Annotated in this window: 16 protein-coding genes; 12 read left to right on the forward strand and 4 right to left on the reverse strand. The window is 71.4% G+C overall.

Annotated elements, in window-relative coordinates; genetic code table 11:
* Positions 1-85 precede the first annotated feature (85 nt).
* From PKE79_RS13485 to PKE79_RS13510, 6 genes are all read left to right on the forward strand, one after another.
* Positions 86-1,423 carry an ABC transporter substrate-binding protein gene (locus PKE79_RS13485; RefSeq protein ID WP_271174223.1) on the forward strand — a complete coding sequence of 446 codons (1,338 nt, stop codon included), beginning with the start codon at positions 86-88 and terminating at the stop codon, positions 1,421-1,423.
* Positions 1,420-2,364, forward strand: a complete 945-nt coding sequence (locus PKE79_RS13490; protein ID WP_271174224.1) for a carbohydrate ABC transporter permease — start codon at positions 1,420-1,422, stop codon at positions 2,362-2,364. The genes PKE79_RS13485 and PKE79_RS13490 overlap by 4 nt, the downstream gene beginning before the upstream one ends.
* Complete coding sequence (locus tag PKE79_RS13495; protein ID WP_271174225.1) at positions 2,361-3,284, forward strand: carbohydrate ABC transporter permease; 924 nt, start codon at positions 2,361-2,363, stop codon at positions 3,282-3,284. Before PKE79_RS13490 ends, PKE79_RS13495 begins: the two co-directional genes overlap by 4 nt.
* A gap of 283 nt (positions 3,285-3,567) precedes the next feature.
* Complete coding sequence (locus PKE79_RS13500) at positions 3,568-5,853, forward strand: polyribonucleotide nucleotidyltransferase (protein WP_271174226.1); 2,286 nt, start codon at positions 3,568-3,570, stop codon at positions 5,851-5,853.
* 158 nt (positions 5,854-6,011) lie between these two features.
* Positions 6,012-7,076 carry an aldo/keto reductase gene (locus PKE79_RS13505; protein WP_271174227.1) on the forward strand — a complete coding sequence of 355 codons (1,065 nt, stop codon included), beginning with the start codon at positions 6,012-6,014 and terminating at the stop codon, positions 7,074-7,076.
* Between the two features lie 108 nt (positions 7,077-7,184).
* On the forward strand, positions 7,185-7,787 hold the full coding sequence (locus PKE79_RS13510; RefSeq protein ID WP_271174228.1) for a histidine phosphatase family protein: 603 nt from the start codon (positions 7,185-7,187) through the stop codon (positions 7,785-7,787).
* A 232-nt stretch (positions 7,788-8,019) separates the two neighbouring features.
* On the opposite strand, the gene PKE79_RS13515 is transcribed toward PKE79_RS13510, so the two are convergent.
* Positions 8,020-8,850: an endonuclease domain-containing protein gene (locus tag PKE79_RS13515; protein ID WP_271174229.1), complete on the reverse strand. Its 831-nt coding sequence runs from the start codon at positions 8,848-8,850 to the stop codon at positions 8,020-8,022.
* A 426-nt stretch (positions 8,851-9,276) separates the two neighbouring features.
* Between PKE79_RS13515 and dapB the strand changes: the two genes are divergently transcribed.
* Together dapB and PKE79_RS13525 are read left to right on the forward strand one after the other, a co-directional pair.
* Positions 9,277-10,086 (forward strand): 4-hydroxy-tetrahydrodipicolinate reductase, encoded by an 810-nt coding sequence (gene dapB, locus PKE79_RS13520; protein WP_271174230.1) that lies wholly within the window; start codon positions 9,277-9,279, stop codon positions 10,084-10,086.
* Positions 10,083-10,547 (forward strand): hypothetical protein, encoded by a 465-nt coding sequence (locus PKE79_RS13525; RefSeq protein ID WP_271174231.1) that lies wholly within the window; start codon positions 10,083-10,085, stop codon positions 10,545-10,547. The genes dapB and PKE79_RS13525 overlap by 4 nt, the downstream gene beginning before the upstream one ends.
* Positions 10,548-10,576: 29 nt before the next feature.
* Here the strand turns inward: PKE79_RS13525 and PKE79_RS13530 are convergent, their stop codons facing one another.
* Complete coding sequence (locus tag PKE79_RS13530) at positions 10,577-11,476, reverse strand: TIGR01777 family oxidoreductase (RefSeq protein WP_271174232.1); 900 nt, start codon at positions 11,474-11,476, stop codon at positions 10,577-10,579.
* A gap of 6 nt (positions 11,477-11,482) precedes the next feature.
* Positions 11,483-11,905, reverse strand: coding sequence for an OsmC family protein (locus PKE79_RS13535; protein WP_271174233.1), 423 nt, complete (start codon positions 11,903-11,905; stop codon positions 11,483-11,485).
* 146 nt (positions 11,906-12,051) lie between these two features.
* Between PKE79_RS13535 and PKE79_RS13540 the strand changes: the two genes are divergently transcribed.
* From PKE79_RS13540 to PKE79_RS13555, 4 genes are read left to right on the forward strand one after another with little or no spacing between them, the layout of a single operon-like run.
* Entirely contained in the window at positions 12,052-12,489 is a 438-nt protein-coding gene (locus PKE79_RS13540) for a TlpA family protein disulfide reductase (RefSeq protein WP_271174234.1), read from the forward strand.
* Complete coding sequence (locus tag PKE79_RS13545) at positions 12,482-13,045, forward strand: DUF4395 domain-containing protein (protein ID WP_271174235.1); 564 nt, start codon at positions 12,482-12,484, stop codon at positions 13,043-13,045. The genes PKE79_RS13540 and PKE79_RS13545 overlap by 8 nt, the downstream gene beginning before the upstream one ends.
* Before the next feature lie 34 nt (positions 13,046-13,079).
* Positions 13,080-13,889 (forward strand): thymidylate synthase, encoded by an 810-nt coding sequence (locus PKE79_RS13550; protein ID WP_271174236.1) that lies wholly within the window; start codon positions 13,080-13,082, stop codon positions 13,887-13,889.
* A 3-nt stretch (positions 13,890-13,892) separates the two neighbouring features.
* The gene (locus tag PKE79_RS13555) at positions 13,893-14,399 is read left to right on the forward strand and encodes a dihydrofolate reductase (RefSeq protein WP_271174237.1); all 507 of its coding nucleotides are present in this window, start codon (positions 13,893-13,895) and stop codon (positions 14,397-14,399) included.
* A gap of 30 nt (positions 14,400-14,429) precedes the next feature.
* Here PKE79_RS13555 and PKE79_RS13560 read toward each other — a convergent pair whose 3' ends face one another.
* Positions 14,430-15,953, reverse strand: coding sequence for an alpha-N-arabinofuranosidase (locus PKE79_RS13560; RefSeq protein WP_271174238.1), 1,524 nt, complete (start codon positions 15,951-15,953; stop codon positions 14,430-14,432).
* Between the last annotated feature and the right edge of the window lie 85 nt (positions 15,954-16,038).

The following is a 16,038-nucleotide window of genomic DNA, read 5'->3' on the forward strand; positions in this document are numbered from 1 at the left end:
CCTGTGGTAGCTTCGTCGCCACGCGGGCGCACGGCTCGCACGGACCACGCCGACGTGGCCGCTTTCACAGAGACGTGGAGGTCAGATGGGCGCGATCACGCGCAGACAGCTGCTGGGCGCAGGGCTCGGCGCGGTGGCGGCGGGCATGCTCGCCGGCTGCTCGACACCGGGGACGACCTCGGTCAACGTCGAGCCGACCATCCCGCCGGCGACGGGCAAGAGGATCACCCTCACCTACTGGGCCTGGCTGAAGGACCTGCAGAAGGTCGCCGACGTCTGGAACGCGCAGAACCCGGATGTCCAGGTCGAGGCCGTCTGGATCCCCGGCGGCAACGCGGGCGGATACCAGAAGATCTACTCCGCCCTCGCGGCGGGTGGCGGGCCGGACATCGCCCAGGTCGAGATGCGCTCGATCCCCGAGTTCATGCTCGTGAACGGCCTCGTCGACCTGTCGCGCTACGGGGCCGCCGACCACGCGGCGAAGTTCGACCCGACCCTGTGGGGTCAGGTGAGCTTCGACGGCGGCGTGTACGCCATCCCGCAGGACTCCGGCCCCATGGCCTGGTACTACCAGCACCCCATCCTCGAGCAGATCGGATCGCCGCCGCCCACGACCTGGTCCGAGTGGCGCGAGCTGGCGGTCGAGGCGCGCGCTGCGGGCGCGTACCTCGACACCTTCCCGATCGGCGACGCATCCGTGTTCGCGATGTACGCCACGCAGGCGGGCGCGTCGTGGCTGCGGGTGGGTGAGGACGGCTGGGAGATCGACATGACTGACGACGCGACCCTCGAGGTCGCGGACTTCTGGGACCGCGTCGTCGATGACGAGCTCGTCACGACCGCCTACGGCAACTTCACGCCCGCGTGGTTCGCGGCCGCCGCCGACGGCGGGATCGCCGCGGTCACCGGGGCGAGCTGGGCCGACGCGCTCATCCAGGGCGTCGCCGGAGGCGAGGGCAGATGGCGCGTGGCGCCCATGCCGGTCTGGCCGGACATGGGGTACGGGTCGAGCTACCAGGGCGGATCGACGGCTGCCGTGCTCGCGAACAGCCGCCACCCCAAGGAGGCGATGGACTTCGCCGTCTGGATGACGACGTCGCCCGAGGGCATCGACGCGATGATCGAGCACAGCGGGATCGGATGGTCGCCGGCAGCCGACTACATCGGATCGCAGCGGCAGCGGCCATCCGACTTCTTCAGCGGCCAGAACTACAACGAGGAGGTGTTCGTGCCCGCCTCGAAGGCGCAGAACCCGGACTGGGTCTGGTGGCCGATCACGCAGCAGTCCTTCAACATCCTCTCCGACGGCTTCCGGCGGAAGGCGTCCGGCCAGAGCCTCGTCGAATCGGTCCGGCAGGCGGAGGAGCAGATCACGCGGGTCTTCCGGAACAAGGGCCTGCGCATCCGGAAGGCGACATCATGAGCGAGACGCGCACGATCGTCACGGGCGACGCCCGGGTGCGCCGGCGCCCCGGCGTGCGTCAGGCCGCCGTCAGCCGGGCGCCGTGGATCCTCCTCGCGCCGTTCCTGGCGCTCTTCGTCCTCACCTTCATCCTCCCGATCCTCGTCGCGATCGGGTCGAGCTTCACGCGCGTCCAGCGCGGCGGGCTGTTCGGCGAGGAGGGCGTGACGAGCTCATTCGCGTGGTTCGAGAACTACGCGCTCGCGCTCGCCGACGGCAACTTCATCGCCTCCATCGGGCGGATGCTCCTGTTCGGCGTGGTCCAGGTGCCCGTCATGATCGTCGCGGCCACCCTCCTCGCGCTTCTGCTCGAGTCGGCCTCGGCGATGTGGCCGGGCTTCTTCCGCGCGGTGTACTTCATGCCCTACGGCATCCCGGGCGTCATCGCGACCATCCTCTGGTCGTTCCTCTACGTGCCCGGGCTGAGCCCGGTCGTGGACGTGGCGTCCTGGATGGGCATCGAGATCGACTTCCTCGGAGCGGGATCCGTGCTCTGGTCGATCGCGAACATCGTGACCTGGACGTACGTCGGCTACAACATGCTCATCATCGTCGCCCAGCTCAAGGCCATCCCGGGGGAGCTGTACGAGGCGGCGCGCATCGACGGCGCCTCCGCGTTCCGCATCGCGACGAGCATCCAGCTGCCCCTCATCGCGCCGGCCCTCGTCCTGACGACCGTGTTCAGCATCATCGGGACGCTGCAGCTGTTCGCCGAGGCGGAGGTCCTGAAGACCGTCGCGCCGGCGATCGACACGCAGTACACGCCGAACCTGTCGGCGTACACGACGGCCTTCGCCTACAACGACTACAACGTCGCCGCGGCGCAGGCCGTGCTCATCGCCCTCGCGGCGTTCGTGCTGTCCTTCCTCTTCCTCCGCGTCACGAACAGGAGCGGCCGATGACCCTCACCCAGCCGCGCAAGGATCCCGTGCGCGCGCAGACGCTCGCCGCGGTCAACCCGACGGGGTCGTCGGCCGCCCATCGCCGGTCGCGGGCGTCGAAGATCATCGTGACGGGCATCCTCGTCGTCGCCGCCCTGTACTTCCTCATCCCCGTCTACTGGGTGGTCGTCGCGGCCACGAAGTCCACGGAGGACCTCTTCTCCACCTTCGGCTTCTGGTTCGGGTCGGACGTCCACCTCCTCGAGAACCTCGGCCAGGTCCTCGCGTACGACGGCGGCATCTTCGTGCGGTGGTTCCTCAACTCGATCCTCTACGCGGGAGTCGGCGCCGTCCTGGCGACCTACTTCGCCGCGGCGGGCGGCTACGCGCTGGCGAAGTACCGCTTCCGCGGGCGCGACCTCGTCTTCGGGACCATCCTCGGGGGCGTCCTCGTGCCGGCCACCGCCACGGCGCTGCCGCTCTTCCTCCTGTTCAGCCAGCTGGGGCTCGCGAACACCTACTGGAGCGTGCTGATCCCGTCGCTCGTGTCGCCGTTCGGGCTGTTCCTCTGCCGCATCTACGCCGATGCGACGGTCGACGACTCGCTCATGGAGGCCGCGCGGCTCGACGGCGCGGGGGAGCTGCGGATCTTCCACACGGTCGGGCTGCGGATCCTGACGCCCGCGCTCGTCACGGTCTTCCTCTTCCAGCTCGTGGGCATCTGGAACAACTACTTCCTGCCCCTCGTGATGCTCGCCGACCAGAGCCTGTACCCGATCACCCTCGGCCTCAACAACTGGCGCGCGCAGGTGGATCGCCTGCCCGAGTTCTACGAGCTCACGACCGGGGGAGTGCTGCTCTCGGTCATCCCGCTCGCGATCGCGATGATCGTGCTGCAGCGCTTCTGGCGCGGCGGCCTCACCGAGGGCGCGGTGAAGTAGGAGTCGCAGGGGTGCGTCCACGGCCCGCGCTGGTAGGGTGGCCGTGGACGCGCCAGTGCGCGTCCGCACAACTGAACACGACATGGAGCAGGCTGGCAGGAAGCTGGTCCCCTGAAGTGGTCTCCCGGGTGCCGCGCATCCGGTGGATTTCTCCTGGTGGCCAGCGCAGGCGAGCGTGAAGCTTCGGTTCTGGCCGTGCGGCCTATATCTGCCTGTTCCTGCTCCTTCGCATGACTCGTCCGTCACATGGACGGGCGAGGTTAAACAAAGAAGGAGAGACCTCTTGGAAGGTCCTGAAATCACCGCCGCCGAGGCCGTTCTCGACAACGGCCGCTTCGGCACCCGCACCATCCGGTTCGAGACCGGCCGTCTCGCGCAGCAGGCGCAGGGCGCCGTCGCCGCGTACCTCGACGAGGAGACGATGCTCCTCTCGGCCACGAGCGCGTCGAAGAGCCCTCGCGAGGGCTTCGACTTCTTCCCGCTGACGGTCGACGTCGAGGAGCGCTCGTACGCCGCGGGCAAGATCCCCGGCTCGTTCTTCCGCCGCGAGGGCCGCCCCTCGACCGAGGCCATCCTCGTGTGCCGCCTCATCGACCGTCCGCTGCGCCCGTCGTTCGTCGACGGCCTGCGCAACGAGATCCAGATCGTCGTCACGGTGCTCTCCATCGCGCCGGGCGAGTTCTACGACGCGCTCGCGATCAACGCGGCGTCGGCGTCGACCCAGATCTCCGGCCTGCCGTTCTCGGGCCCGATCGCCGGCGTGCGCCTCGCGCTCATCCCCGGCCAGGCGGGCAACGACGACCAGTGGGTCGCGTTCCCGAACGCCGAGCTCCTCGAGTCCGCCGTGTTCGACCTCGTCGTCGCCGGTCGCGTCGTCACGGGAGCCGACGGCTCCGAGGATGTCGCGATCATGATGGTCGAGGCCGAGGCGACCGAGGCGAGCTGGAACCTCATCAAGGCCGGCGCCACGAAGCCCAGCGAGGAGATCGTCGCGCAGGGTCTCGAGGCCGCCAAGCCCTTCATCAAGCAGCTCGTCGCGGCGCAGGCCGAGATGGCCGCGAAGTCGTCGAAGGAGCCGCTCGAGTTCCCCGTGTTCCCGGCCTACAGCCAGGAGACGTACGACTTCGTCGCCGCCGAGGCGCACGCGGACCTCGAGAAGGTCTACGTCATCGCCGACAAGCAGCAGCGCCAGGCCGCGGATGACGAGGTCAAGGCCCGCGTCAAGGCCGCCCTCATCGAGAAGGTGGAGGCGGGCGAGCTGCCCGCGGCCGCTCCGCTCGAGTTCGGCGCCGCCTACAAGTCCGTCACGAAGAAGATCGTGCGCGGCCGCATCCTCACGGAGGGCGTCCGCATGGACGGCCGCGGCCTCGCCGACATCCGCCCGCTCGACGCCGAGGTGCAGGTCATCCCGCGCGTCCACGGCTCGGCCATCTTCCAGCGCGGCGAGACGCAGATCCTGGGTGTCACGACGCTCAACATGCTCAAGATGGAGCAGCAGATCGACTCGCTGTCGCCCACGACGAGCAAGCGCTACATGCACCACTACAACTTCCCGCCCTACTCGACCGGCGAGACCGGCCGTGTGGGCAGCCCGAAGCGGCGTGAGATCGGCCACGGGTTCCTGGCCGAGCGCGCGCTCGCTCCCGTGCTGCCCAGCCGCGAGGAGTTCCCGTACGCCATCCGCCAGGTGTCCGAGGCGCTCGGGTCGAACGGCTCGACCTCGATGGGCTCCGTGTGCGCCTCGACCCTGTCGCTGCTCAACGCGGGTGTGCCGCTGCGCGCCCCCGTCGCCGGCATCGCGATGGGCCTCGTCTCCGACGAGGTCGACGGCCAGACGCGGTACGCCGCGCTGACCGACATCCTCGGCGCGGAGGACGCCCTCGGCGACATGGACTTCAAGGTGGCCGGCACGAGCGAGTTCGTCACGGCGATCCAGCTCGACACGAAGCTCGACGGCATCCCCTCCGAGGTGCTCGCCGGCGCGCTCACGCAGGCGAAGGACGCGCGTCTGCGCATCCTCGAGGTCCTGAACGCGGCGATCGACGCTCCGGACGAGATGGCGCCGACCGCGCCGCGCGTCATCAGCGTGCAGATCCCGGTCGACAAGATCGGCGAGCTCATCGGCCCCAAGGGCAAGACGATCAACTCGATCCAGGACGACACCGGCGCCCAGATCTCGATCGAGGACGACGGCACCGTCTACATCGGCGCGACCGACGGCCCCTCGGCCGAGGCGGCGCGGGCCGCGGTCAACGCGATCGCGAACCCGACGAACCCCGAGATCGGCGATCAGTTCCTCGGCACGGCCGTGAACATCGCCAAGTTCGGCGTGTTCGTCTCGCTCCTGCCGGGCAAGGACGGCCTGCTGCACGTCACCGAGCTGCGCAAGCTCAACGGCGGCAAGCGCGTCGAGAACATCGAGGACGTCGTGAGCGTGGGTCAGAAGATCCTCGTCCGCATCTCGAAGATCGACGACCGCGGCAAGCTCTCGCTCGAGATCGTCGACGAGGCCGGCGAGGGCGCGTCCGACGCGTCGGAGGCCCCGGCCGAGGCTCCCGCCGAGGCCTGATCGGCTCACGGAACGGCCCGGTCGCACACGGTGCGGCCGGGCCGTTCCGCGTCCGTGATGAAACAGTTACGACCCGCGGCGCGGCGCGCGCCGCGGGTTCCGGTTCAATGGAGGCACGGGAGGACCGCGGTTCGTCGCACCCTCCGTGAGGGAGCGACATGGATGCAGCGTCACCGCCGGAGCGGCGCGACGGCGCGGCCATCCGCACATCCGATGCGTCCGCGGACGTGCCGACTCAGCCCATCCGGCTCCCCGGTCATCCGTCGGCGCCCGTCCCCGAGCTCGGCCCGGGGATCGGCGCGGGCCTGCGCTCGCCGATCGGGACGTCGGGCGTCGAGGTGTTCCCGCTCATGCTCGGCGGGGCCGAGTTCGGGTGGAACCTCGACCGCGCCGCGGGATTTGCCGTGCTCGACCGCTACGCCGAGCTCGGCGGCAACGCGCTGCACACCTCCGACCGCTTCGGCGCGGGGCGCAGCGAGTTCATCCTCGGCCAGTGGGTCGCCTCGCGCGGCGTGCGCGACGACATCGTCCTCGCGGTGCGCGTCGGCGGCCATCCCGACAACCCGGGCCTCGGCTCGGTCAACCTCGTCCGCGCCGTGGAGTCGTCGCTCGAGCGCCTCGGAACCGATCGCATCGACATCCTCTACCTCGATGCGGCGAGCTACCCGCTGACGTCCCTCGAAGACGCGCTCGCGACGGCCGAGTGGCTCGTCGAGGCGGGAAAGGCGCGCGCGGTCGGGGCCTACGGGTTCACCGCGGACCAGCTCGTCGAGGCGCGGATCCTGTCGTCGGCCGGGTACCCGCGGATCGAGGCGCTCGACGTGCCGTACAACCTCATGCGCCGCGGGGAGTACGAGGGCGACCTGCGGCTCGTGTCCGACGCCCAGGGCCTCGCCGTGACGCCGTCGCACGCCCTCGAGCACGGGTTCCTCTCCGGACTGCATCGCTCGCGTCAGACGATCGGCCAGGGCACGAGGTCGGAGCAGCTGTCGAGGCTCCTCAACCGCCGAGGAGCGCGGGCGCTCAAGGCGCTCGACGCCGTCGCCGCGGAGCTGCAGCTCCCGCACGCGGCGGTCGCCGTCGCGTGGCTCCTCGCGCAGCGGAGCGTGGTCGCCCCGATCGTCAACGCCTTCACGCCGGGGCACGTCGACGAGCTCGTGCAGGGGGTGGGCGTGCAGCTCGGACGCGGGCATCGCGCCGACCTCGCGAAGGCCGCGGACTGACCATTATTCCGCCGATGGCGTAACCGCACGGCGCGTCCGCCGAGGCGTGACCTAGGCTGGAGGACGCCCGCCCTGCGGGCTCCAGGTGCGGACGATGAGGGGGTTCGGATGACGCACTACATCTACCTCGTCCGCCACGGAGAGCACCTGCACGCCGAGCACGGGCTCGAGGACGGGCCGCTCTCCGCGCGCGGAGAGCGGCAGGCGGCGCTGCTCGCCGACCGGCTCTCTGGCGTGCCGTTCGACAACGTGTGGCACTCGCCCCTCGCACGCGCCGCGGAGACCGCGCGCATCGTCGCCGAGCGGATGCCCGCGATCGATCCGCAGCCGCACGCGCTCCTGTTCGACTGCGTCCCGACGGGCATGACCGACGAGACGCCGAGCGTGTTCGAGCCCTTCTTCGGCGGGATCACCGAGGAGGAGGTCGAGGCGGGCAGGGCCCAGATGGCCGACGCGATGAACGAGTTCCTCGTGCGCAAGAACGGCGACGTCCACGAGCTGCTCATCACGCACAACTTCGTGATCGCGTGGTTCGTGCGCGAGGTGCTCGGCGCCCCCGACTGGCGCTGGATGACGCTGAACCAGGCGAACTGCGGGCTCACGATCATCTCGCAGAAGCAGGGCCGCCCGTGGACGCTCATCGCCCACAACGACCTCGCGCACCTGCCGTTCGAGCTGCGCACCGGGCTGCCGGAGACCCCGCCGGTCTGAGTCCGCCAGGACGGGCCGGGAGGTGCCGGGCCGCCGTGCCGGGCCATCCCGGGATGTGCCAAGCCGAGTTGTGCCGGGCCGGTTCGGATGCGCCGAGCTGTCCCGGGATTCGGATCGCCGGGGCCGATGTGCGCGTGTCGACCTCAGGGAGCGACACACGCCCCGCGGATCCGATTCCGCGCACACGCACGGTGACAGACGGCCGTGCATTCGGGCCCCGGGGCGCCTGCGGTCACGCCCTGCGGCGGAGGGCGCCGACGATCGCGCGCTCCACGCGCGGCCAGTCGTGGATGACGAGCGCGTAGTCGAACCGGAGGGTTCGGTAGCCGAGCGCGGCAGCATTCGCGTCTCGGACGAGGTCGCGGTGCCGGTGGCTCTCCCCGTCGTGGTTCTCGCGCCCGTCCACTTCGAGGATGATCCGGTCGCCGACGACGAAGTCGACGCGTCCGACCGTGCGGATGCGCACCTGGCAGCGGAGCACGATGCCCATGCGGAGCAGCCGGATCCTGAGGAGCGACTCGAGCCCGCTCTCCGAGTCCGATCGCGCTGCGTCGACGAGTCGCCGCTGCCGCGCATCCAGACGTGCGCGCACCGCGAGACGGTCACGTCGAGACAGCAGCCCCCGGTGCCACGCGGATTCGAACGCGGCGAAGAACGCCTCATCGCCCTGGCAGCGCGCGAGCTGGACGAGAGCGCGGACGATGTCGACGCGCCCGAAGCCCGTCGCGCCTTCATCCCAGTGCGGGATGCACGCGCACCCTGCGTGCTCGCGCTGGCGCCCGTGCGGTCCCATCGCGACGTGAATCGCGTCGGCGTCGAGAACCCATACGCCGAGCTGGGCGAGCGCAGATGCGCAGCAGAGTGCGCCGCCGTGCCGCGCCGCCGTGACGATGTCCGCGCTCACGTCCGGAGTCGCATAGACCCCGGGGCGCACCTTCCAGATCGATCCGGTCACAAGCGCGCGCCGGATGTCGCGCGCAGACGCGCCCGCCATCCGCAGCGTCGATGCGCGGGCCACTCCGTGACGTGCATCGATGCGAGCGGCGATCTCCGTCGGATACATCCCGCCAGCCTCGTCGGCCCGCGGGCCCGCCACCGGCACAGCGCGTGTGCTCGTGCCGGTGCGCGCGTGTCGTCCGCCTGTGCACGAGGTGTCGGCGCGAGACGCCCAGGGGGTGGGTCCGATGCGGGGGACGGATGGGCGAGGGCGGGGCGGCGTGTGCGGGGTGTCGGGATTCGGATGGCTGGGGCGGGTGCGCGCGCGTCGGTCTCAGGAGACGACTTCAGCACCACGGGTCCGATTCGGGGTACGGCACTCCGAGAGCGGGGCGGCGTGCGGGGTGTCGGGGTTCGGATGGCTGGGGCGGGTGTGCGCGTGTCGGCCCCGGGAGTCGACTTCGGCACCACGGGTCCGATTCCGGAGCCGGCCGCATTCCGGGGCACGCCGCACTCCGGCGGACGTCCTGGCCGTCCCGCCTAGGATGGTGGCATGACGACACGCGTGGCACTGGTCGGCGGCAGCGGCAAGCTCGGCAGCATCATCCGCGAGGTCGTCGACGGGATGGACGGGTTCGAGGTCGTCGCGGTGCTCGGATCGAGCAGCGACCTCGCCGAGCTCGACGGCGCGGATCTCGTCATCGACGCCTCCACTCCGGCCGTGAGCATCGACGTCGTGCGCGCGGCGATCGAGCGCGGCGCTCAGGTTCTCGTCGGCACGAGCGGATGGTCCGCGGAGCGCGTCGCGCTCGTGCGCCCGCTCGTCGAGGCGGCTGGGACGGGCGCGGTCTTCATCCCGAACTTCTCGCTCGGATCCGTGCTCGGCACGGCGCTCGCCGCGGCCGCCGCGCGGTTCTTCCCGTCCGTCGAGATCGTCGAGACGCATCGCGACACGAAGATCGACTCCCCGTCGGGCACGGCGGTCCGCACGGCCGAGCTCATCGCGGCGGCCCGCGAGACGCCCGTCGACGCGCCGTTCGTCGACCAGCGCGCACGTGGGCAGCAGGTCGCGAGCGTGCCCGTGCACTCGCTGCGCCGCCCCGGGGTGGTCGCCCGGCAGGAGACGATCCTCTCCGGGCCCGGCGAGTCGCTCTCCCTCGTGCACGACACGATCGACCCGGCCGCCGCGTACGCGCCGGGCATCCGCATCGCCGTCGAGGCCGCGACCGGCGTGCGCGGCGTCGTTGTGGGCCTGGAGAACTTCATCGACATCGGCATCGGCACGCCGCGCCCCGCAGCGGCCGAGCCCGTCGACGACGGTGCGACGGTCGCGGGCCAGGCCGCGCGGGCCACGGGCGCATGAGACTGCGCGTCGGCGTCGCCGTCATGACGGCGCTCCTGCTGCTCTACATCCTCGTCGTGGGGCAGAAGGCCGTGTCGGCCCTGTCCATCGGCATCTCGACCGGCGAGCCGATCCTCGCCGTCATGGGCGGCGCGATGATCGTGCTTCCGCTCATCGCGCTGTGGGGGCTCGGCCGCGAGCTCCTGTTCGGATGGCGCGCCGAGCGCCTCGCACGCCGTCTCGAGAGCGAGGGCGGGCTGCCGACCGAGGAGGTCAGCACGTCGCCGAGCGGGCGCCCGGCGCGGTCGGATGGCGAGGCGCTCTTCCCGACGTACCGCGCCGAGGTCGAGGCCGACGAGACCGACTGGCGCGCGTGGTACCGGCTGAGTCTCGCGTACGCCGCTGCGGGCGATACGAAGCGCGCGCGGTCCGCGGTGCGCGAGGCCATCCGCCGCGAACGGGCCGCGCAGAGTCCCGTCTAGCACCCGGCGCGGACGCCCGCTGCGGCCGTTCAGCGCTCGGGCACGACCGCGGCGATCGCGTCCTCGAGCGCGGGGTGGGCGAACGAGAAGCCGGTGGACTGCAGCGCTCGCGGCACGATGTCGGCGTCGACGAGGAGCATGTCGTCGGCGAAGTCGCGCCCGAGCGCGGCGCGGAGAGCCCATGCGGGCGCCGGCAGGGCGAAAGGGCGCCGCAGCCGACGTGCGAGCGCCCGCCCGAAGTCGTTCGCGGTCGTCGCGACCGGGGCAGCCAGGTTGACCGGCCCGGTCAGCCGGTGCTCGAGGACGTGGCGGATGGCCGCGATCGCGTCCTCGAAGGAGATCCAGGCCCACACCTGGCGCCCCGAGCCGAGCGGGCCGGCGAGACCCGCTCGCGTCAGGGGGATGAGCGGACGCAGGACGCCGTCGGGATGCACGACCGGCGCGGTGCGGAGGAGCGCGACGCGGGGCCCGGCGCCGTGCGCGGCCTGCTCCCACGCGCCGCAGAGGTCGGCGAGGAATCCGCTCCCACGAGGTGCGTCCTCGGTGACGGGGCCATCGGATGAGGACCCGTACCAGCCCGCGGCGCTCGCCGAGACGAGGAGGGGCGGCTCGTCGAGCTGGGAGATCGCGCGGGCGAGGACGCGCGTGGGCGTGAGCCGCGAGGAGTGCAGGCGCCGCCGGTACGCGGGAGTCCAGGGGATGCGCCCCACGCTCGCGCCGCAGAGGTTCACGACGGCGTCGGCGCCGCGGAGGACAGCGGGATCGAGATGCGGAGCGTCGAGCCAGCGCGTCTCGTCCGCGGCGCTCGGGGCGCGGCGGACGAGACGCGTCACCTCCACGCCCGCCGCGCGGAGGTCGTCGACGACGCCCTGGCCGAGGAGGCCCGACGAGCCGGCGACGATGACGCGCGTGAGCGAGGAGGCGGTCATCCTGGGTTACGCGAGCGTCGCCTCGAGCGAGATCTCGATGCCGGCGAGCGCCTGCGAGACGGGGCAGCCCGCCTTGGCCTCCTCGGCGATCTGCTGGAAGCGCTCGGCGTCGATGCCGGGGACGACGGCGTTGACGTTGAGGTGGCTCCCCGTGATGCCGGTGCCGGGCTTGAAGGTGACCGACGCGGTCGTGTCGATCTTCTCCGGCGGGGTGCCGTTCTCGGCGAGCGCGTTCGAGAGCGCCATGCTGAAGCACGACGAGTGCGCTGCCGCGATGAGCTCCTCAGGGGTGGTCGTCGTGTCGGAGCCCTCGCTGCGGGCCTTCCAGTTCACGGGGAACGTCCCGACGCCGGTCGAGAACGAGACGGTGCCGGAGCCCTCGAAGAGGGATCCCTGCCACGAGGTGCTGGCTTCGCTGGTGACGGTCATTGTCGTTCCTCCTGATCGGGGGCGGATGGTCCGCGGCCAGCCTAACGGCGCGGCCCGACACGGGGAACGCCTTGCGCCGGCGCCCCTCATGTCATATTCCGCCACCTCGGGTCCGTCGGCACGGCGACGGATCTACCGTGGTTCCGATGACCCCCGCCGCCGCTCTCGCCGCTCTCGTCGCGATCGTCCTCGTCGCGACGGCCCTCGGCGTGCTCCTGCGGCGACGCGAGGGCCGCGCTCGGGCGGTCCGGGCGGATGCCGTCGCCCCGACGGCGCTCGGGCTCGCCCCCGGCGCCTTCGGAGAGCGCGCGACGCTCGTGCAGTTCAGCACCGAGCTGTGCGCCCGGTGCCCCGCGGTGCGGCGGCTGCTCTCCGACGTGGCGGGGGAGAGGGATGGCGTCGCGCACGTCGACGTCGACGTCACGCACCGCGTCGAGATCGCTCGGCGCTTCCACGTGCTCCAGACGCCCACGACCCTCGTCCTCGACGCGCGCGGCGTCCCGCGCGCCCGCATCGCCGGAGCTCCGACCCGCGACACGGTGATGGCCGAGCTCGACGCCATCGAAGGGAAGACCCATGCCTGACGCCCCCGCAGGGATCGATCCGCGCGGCCCCCGCTTCGCCGCCGCCATCACGAGCGCGCTGCTGTTCGCCGCGACGTTCCTCGCCTTCACGGGGGTCTCGACGCGGACGGCGGCGTCGTTCGGCTGGTTCGCCCACCAGCCCGCGACCGGTGCGGTCTTCACGCCGGGGATCGGCGCCGCCTCCGTCTTCGAGCGCGCCGCGGATCCCGGCTTCCTCGCGGTGCTCGTCGTCGCGCTGCTCTTCCTCTGGAGCGTCGTCTCGCCGCGCACCGCGCCGTGGGGCGTGCTCTTCCGCCGCGTGGTCCGCCCTCGACTCGGGCCCCCTGCGGAGCTCGAGGACCCGCGCCCGCCGCGCTTCGCGCAGGGCGTCGGCCTGTTCGTCACGGGGCTCGGCCTCGTCCTGCATCTCGCGGCCGTGCCCTGGGCGCTGCCGATCGCGGCGGCCGCGGCGTTCGTCGCCGCATTCCTCAACGCGGCATTCGGCTTCTGCCTCGGCTGCCGGATCTACCTCCTCCTGCAGCGCGCGGGCATCGTCGGACGCGAGCGCGCCGCCTGAGCCGGCGCGCGCCATCCCGACTAGCCTTGACGTCATGAGCGGCGCCATCCCCACCCCGTACGAGGATCTCCTTCGCGACGTGCTCGCGAACGGCACGCACAAGGACGACCGCACGGGCACCGGGACGACGAGCGTGTTCGGGCGGCAGATCCGATACGACCTCAGCGCGGGCTTCCCGCTCATCACGACGAAGCGCGTGCACTTCAAGTCGGTCGCCTACGAGCTGCTGTGGTTCCTGCGCGGCGACTCGAACGTGCGGTGGCTCCAGGAGCACGGCGTGTCGATCTGGGACGAGTGGGCTGACGAGGACGGCGAGCTCGGCCCCGTCTACGGCGTGCAGTGGCGCTCGTGGCCGACTCCGAGCGGCGAGAGCATCGACCAGATCGCGAAGGTCGTGGCGCAGCTGAAGGCGAACCCCGACAGCCGTCGGCACATCGTGACGGCGTGGAACCCGGCCGAGGTCGACGACATGGCGCTGCCGCCGTGCCACGCCCTCTTCCAGTTCTACGTCGCGGACGGCCGCCTCAGCTGCCAGCTCTACCAGCGCAGCGCCGACCTCTTCCTCGGCGTGCCCTTCAACATCGCGTCGTACGCGCTCCTCACGCTCATGGTCGCCCAGCAGACCGGTCTCGAGCCGGGCGACTTCGTGTGGACCGGCGGCGACTGCCACATCTACGACAACCATCGGGAGCAGGTCGTCGAGCAGCTCTCGCGCGAGCCCTACCCGTACCCCAGGCTGCGATTCGCCCGGAAGCCGGAGTCGCTGTTCGACTACGCGTACGACGACTTCGTCGTGGAGGAGTACCGCCACCATCCCGCGATCCGCGCGGCCGTGGCGGTCTGAGCCGTGACCATCCGCTCGATCTGGGCGCAGTCGCGCACGCGCGCGATCGGGTCCGACGGGGGCATGCTGTGGCAGCTGCCCGAGGACATGGCCTTCTTCAAGCGCGCCACGACGGGAACGCCGGTCGTGATGGGGCGGAAGACGTGGCTGTCGTTCCCCGAGCGCTTCCGCCCGCTTCCCGACCGTCCCAACATCGTCGTCACGCGCGACGAGGGCTTCGCGGCGGAGGGCGCGCAGGTCGTGCACTCGCTCGAGGACGCCCTCGAGGCCGCGGGGCGGATCGACGACGAGGTCTGGGTGATCGGCGGCGCGCAGATCTACGCGCAGGCCATGGACGTCGTCGACGAGCTGTGGGTCACCGAGGTCGACGTCGACGCGGATGGCGACGCCTACGCGCCCGAGATCGGCGACGAGTGGCAGGTCATCCGGTCGGAGCCCGAGGGCCCCGCGGAGTGGCTCACGAGCCGGACGGGCACCCGCTACCGCTTCGTCGTGTACCGGCGCCGCTGAGCCCCCGCTGCGGGGGCCCAGCGGCTCGGCTCACGCGCCCAGCCGGAGGCTGACCGTGGCGTACGAGTGCGGCGGGAGCTCGACCTCGAGGCCGCGCGCGTGCGTGCGGACGCCGTCGAAGTCGACCGGCGCGACGTTCTCCGGCTGACCGGGCACGTTGTGCGCGGCCGTGCTGTCGGCCGTGAGCAGGCGGGCCGACCAGCCCTCGACCGCCCTGCCGCGCAGGTCGAGGACGACCGTGCGCGGCTGGTCGGCGTCGAGGTTCGACAGGGACACGAGTGCCGCGCCGTCCTTCGTCGACGCCGACGCCGAGATCATCGGCAGGTCGCGCCCGTCGACCGCGCGGGTCTCGCCGTCGACGACATGCGCCTCGAGCGCCTGCGCGTCGTGGTGGCCGACGTTCATCGCGAACACGTGGAACGTGGGGGTCTTCACGAGCGCTCCGGTCTCGGGGTCGGTGAGGAGCATCGCCTGAAGCACGTTGACGGTCTGCGCGATGTTCGCCATGACCAGGCGGTCGGCGTGGCGGTGGAACGCGTCGAAGTGCACGCTCGCGACGAGCGCGTCGCGCAGGGTGTTCTGCTGGTAGAGGAACCCGGGGTTCGTGCCGGGCTCGACATCCCACCACGTGCCCCACTCGTCGAGGACGAGGCCCACGCGGCGGCGCGGATCGTGCCGGTCCATCACGGTGCTGTGCCGCGTGAGGAGCTGCTCGATGTGGAAGGCGCGGGAGAGCGCGAGGTACCACTCGTCCTCGTCGAACTCGGTCGCCGAGCCCTTGCTCTGCCACGAGCCCGACATCGTGTAGTAGTGCAGCGAGACCGCCTGATAGGGCGAGGATCCCTGGCCGTCGCAGCCGAGGCATCCGAGCGCCTTCATGAGGGTCTCGGTCCACTCGAGGTCGTCGGCGTTCGCGCCCGCCGCGATCCGGTACACCGTGTTGCCGCCGTGGTCGCGCACGTACGTCGCGTACTGGCGGGCGAGGTCCGCGTACGCCTCGGCGCGCATGTTGCCGCCGCAGCCCCAGGCCTCGTTGCCGATGCCGAAGAACGGCACCTTCCAGGGCTCGTCGCGGCCGTTCTCGCGGCGCAGCGCGGCCATGGGGGAGTCGTCGGCCCGTGTGAGGTACTCGATCCACTCGCTCATCTCGCGCACGGTGCCCGAGCCGACGTTGCCGTTCACGTAGGCGTCGGCGCCGAGCATCTCGCAGAGCTGCATGAACTCGTGCGTTCCGAAGGAGTTGTCCTCGACGACGTCGCCCCAGTGGGAGTTGACCATGCGCGGGCGGCTCTCGCGCGGGCCGATGCCGTCGCGCCAGTGGTAGTCGTCGGCGAAGCAGCCGCCCGGCCAGCGCAGGTTCGGGATCGCGAGCTCGCGGAGCGCCTCGACGACGTCGAGGCGGATGCCGCCCTCGTTCGGGATGTCGGAGTCCTCGCCGACGAAGAAGCCGCCGTAGATGCACCGCCCCAGGTGCTCGGCGAAGTGCCCGTAGAGGTGGCGGCTGATCGTGGGGCCGGGGAGGTCGAGGTCGATGACGACGCGGGTGGAGGACATGGGAGCCTTTCCGGGTGAGAGAAGTGAAGTGATGTAACGATACATCCGGACGGGCTCCGGGGGAAGAGCGGATTCGCATAGGGTC

The organism is Microbacterium barkeri (assembly GCF_027921765.1).
In the GTDB taxonomy this organism is placed as follows: domain Bacteria; phylum Actinomycetota; class Actinomycetes; order Actinomycetales; family Microbacteriaceae; genus Microbacterium; species Microbacterium barkeri.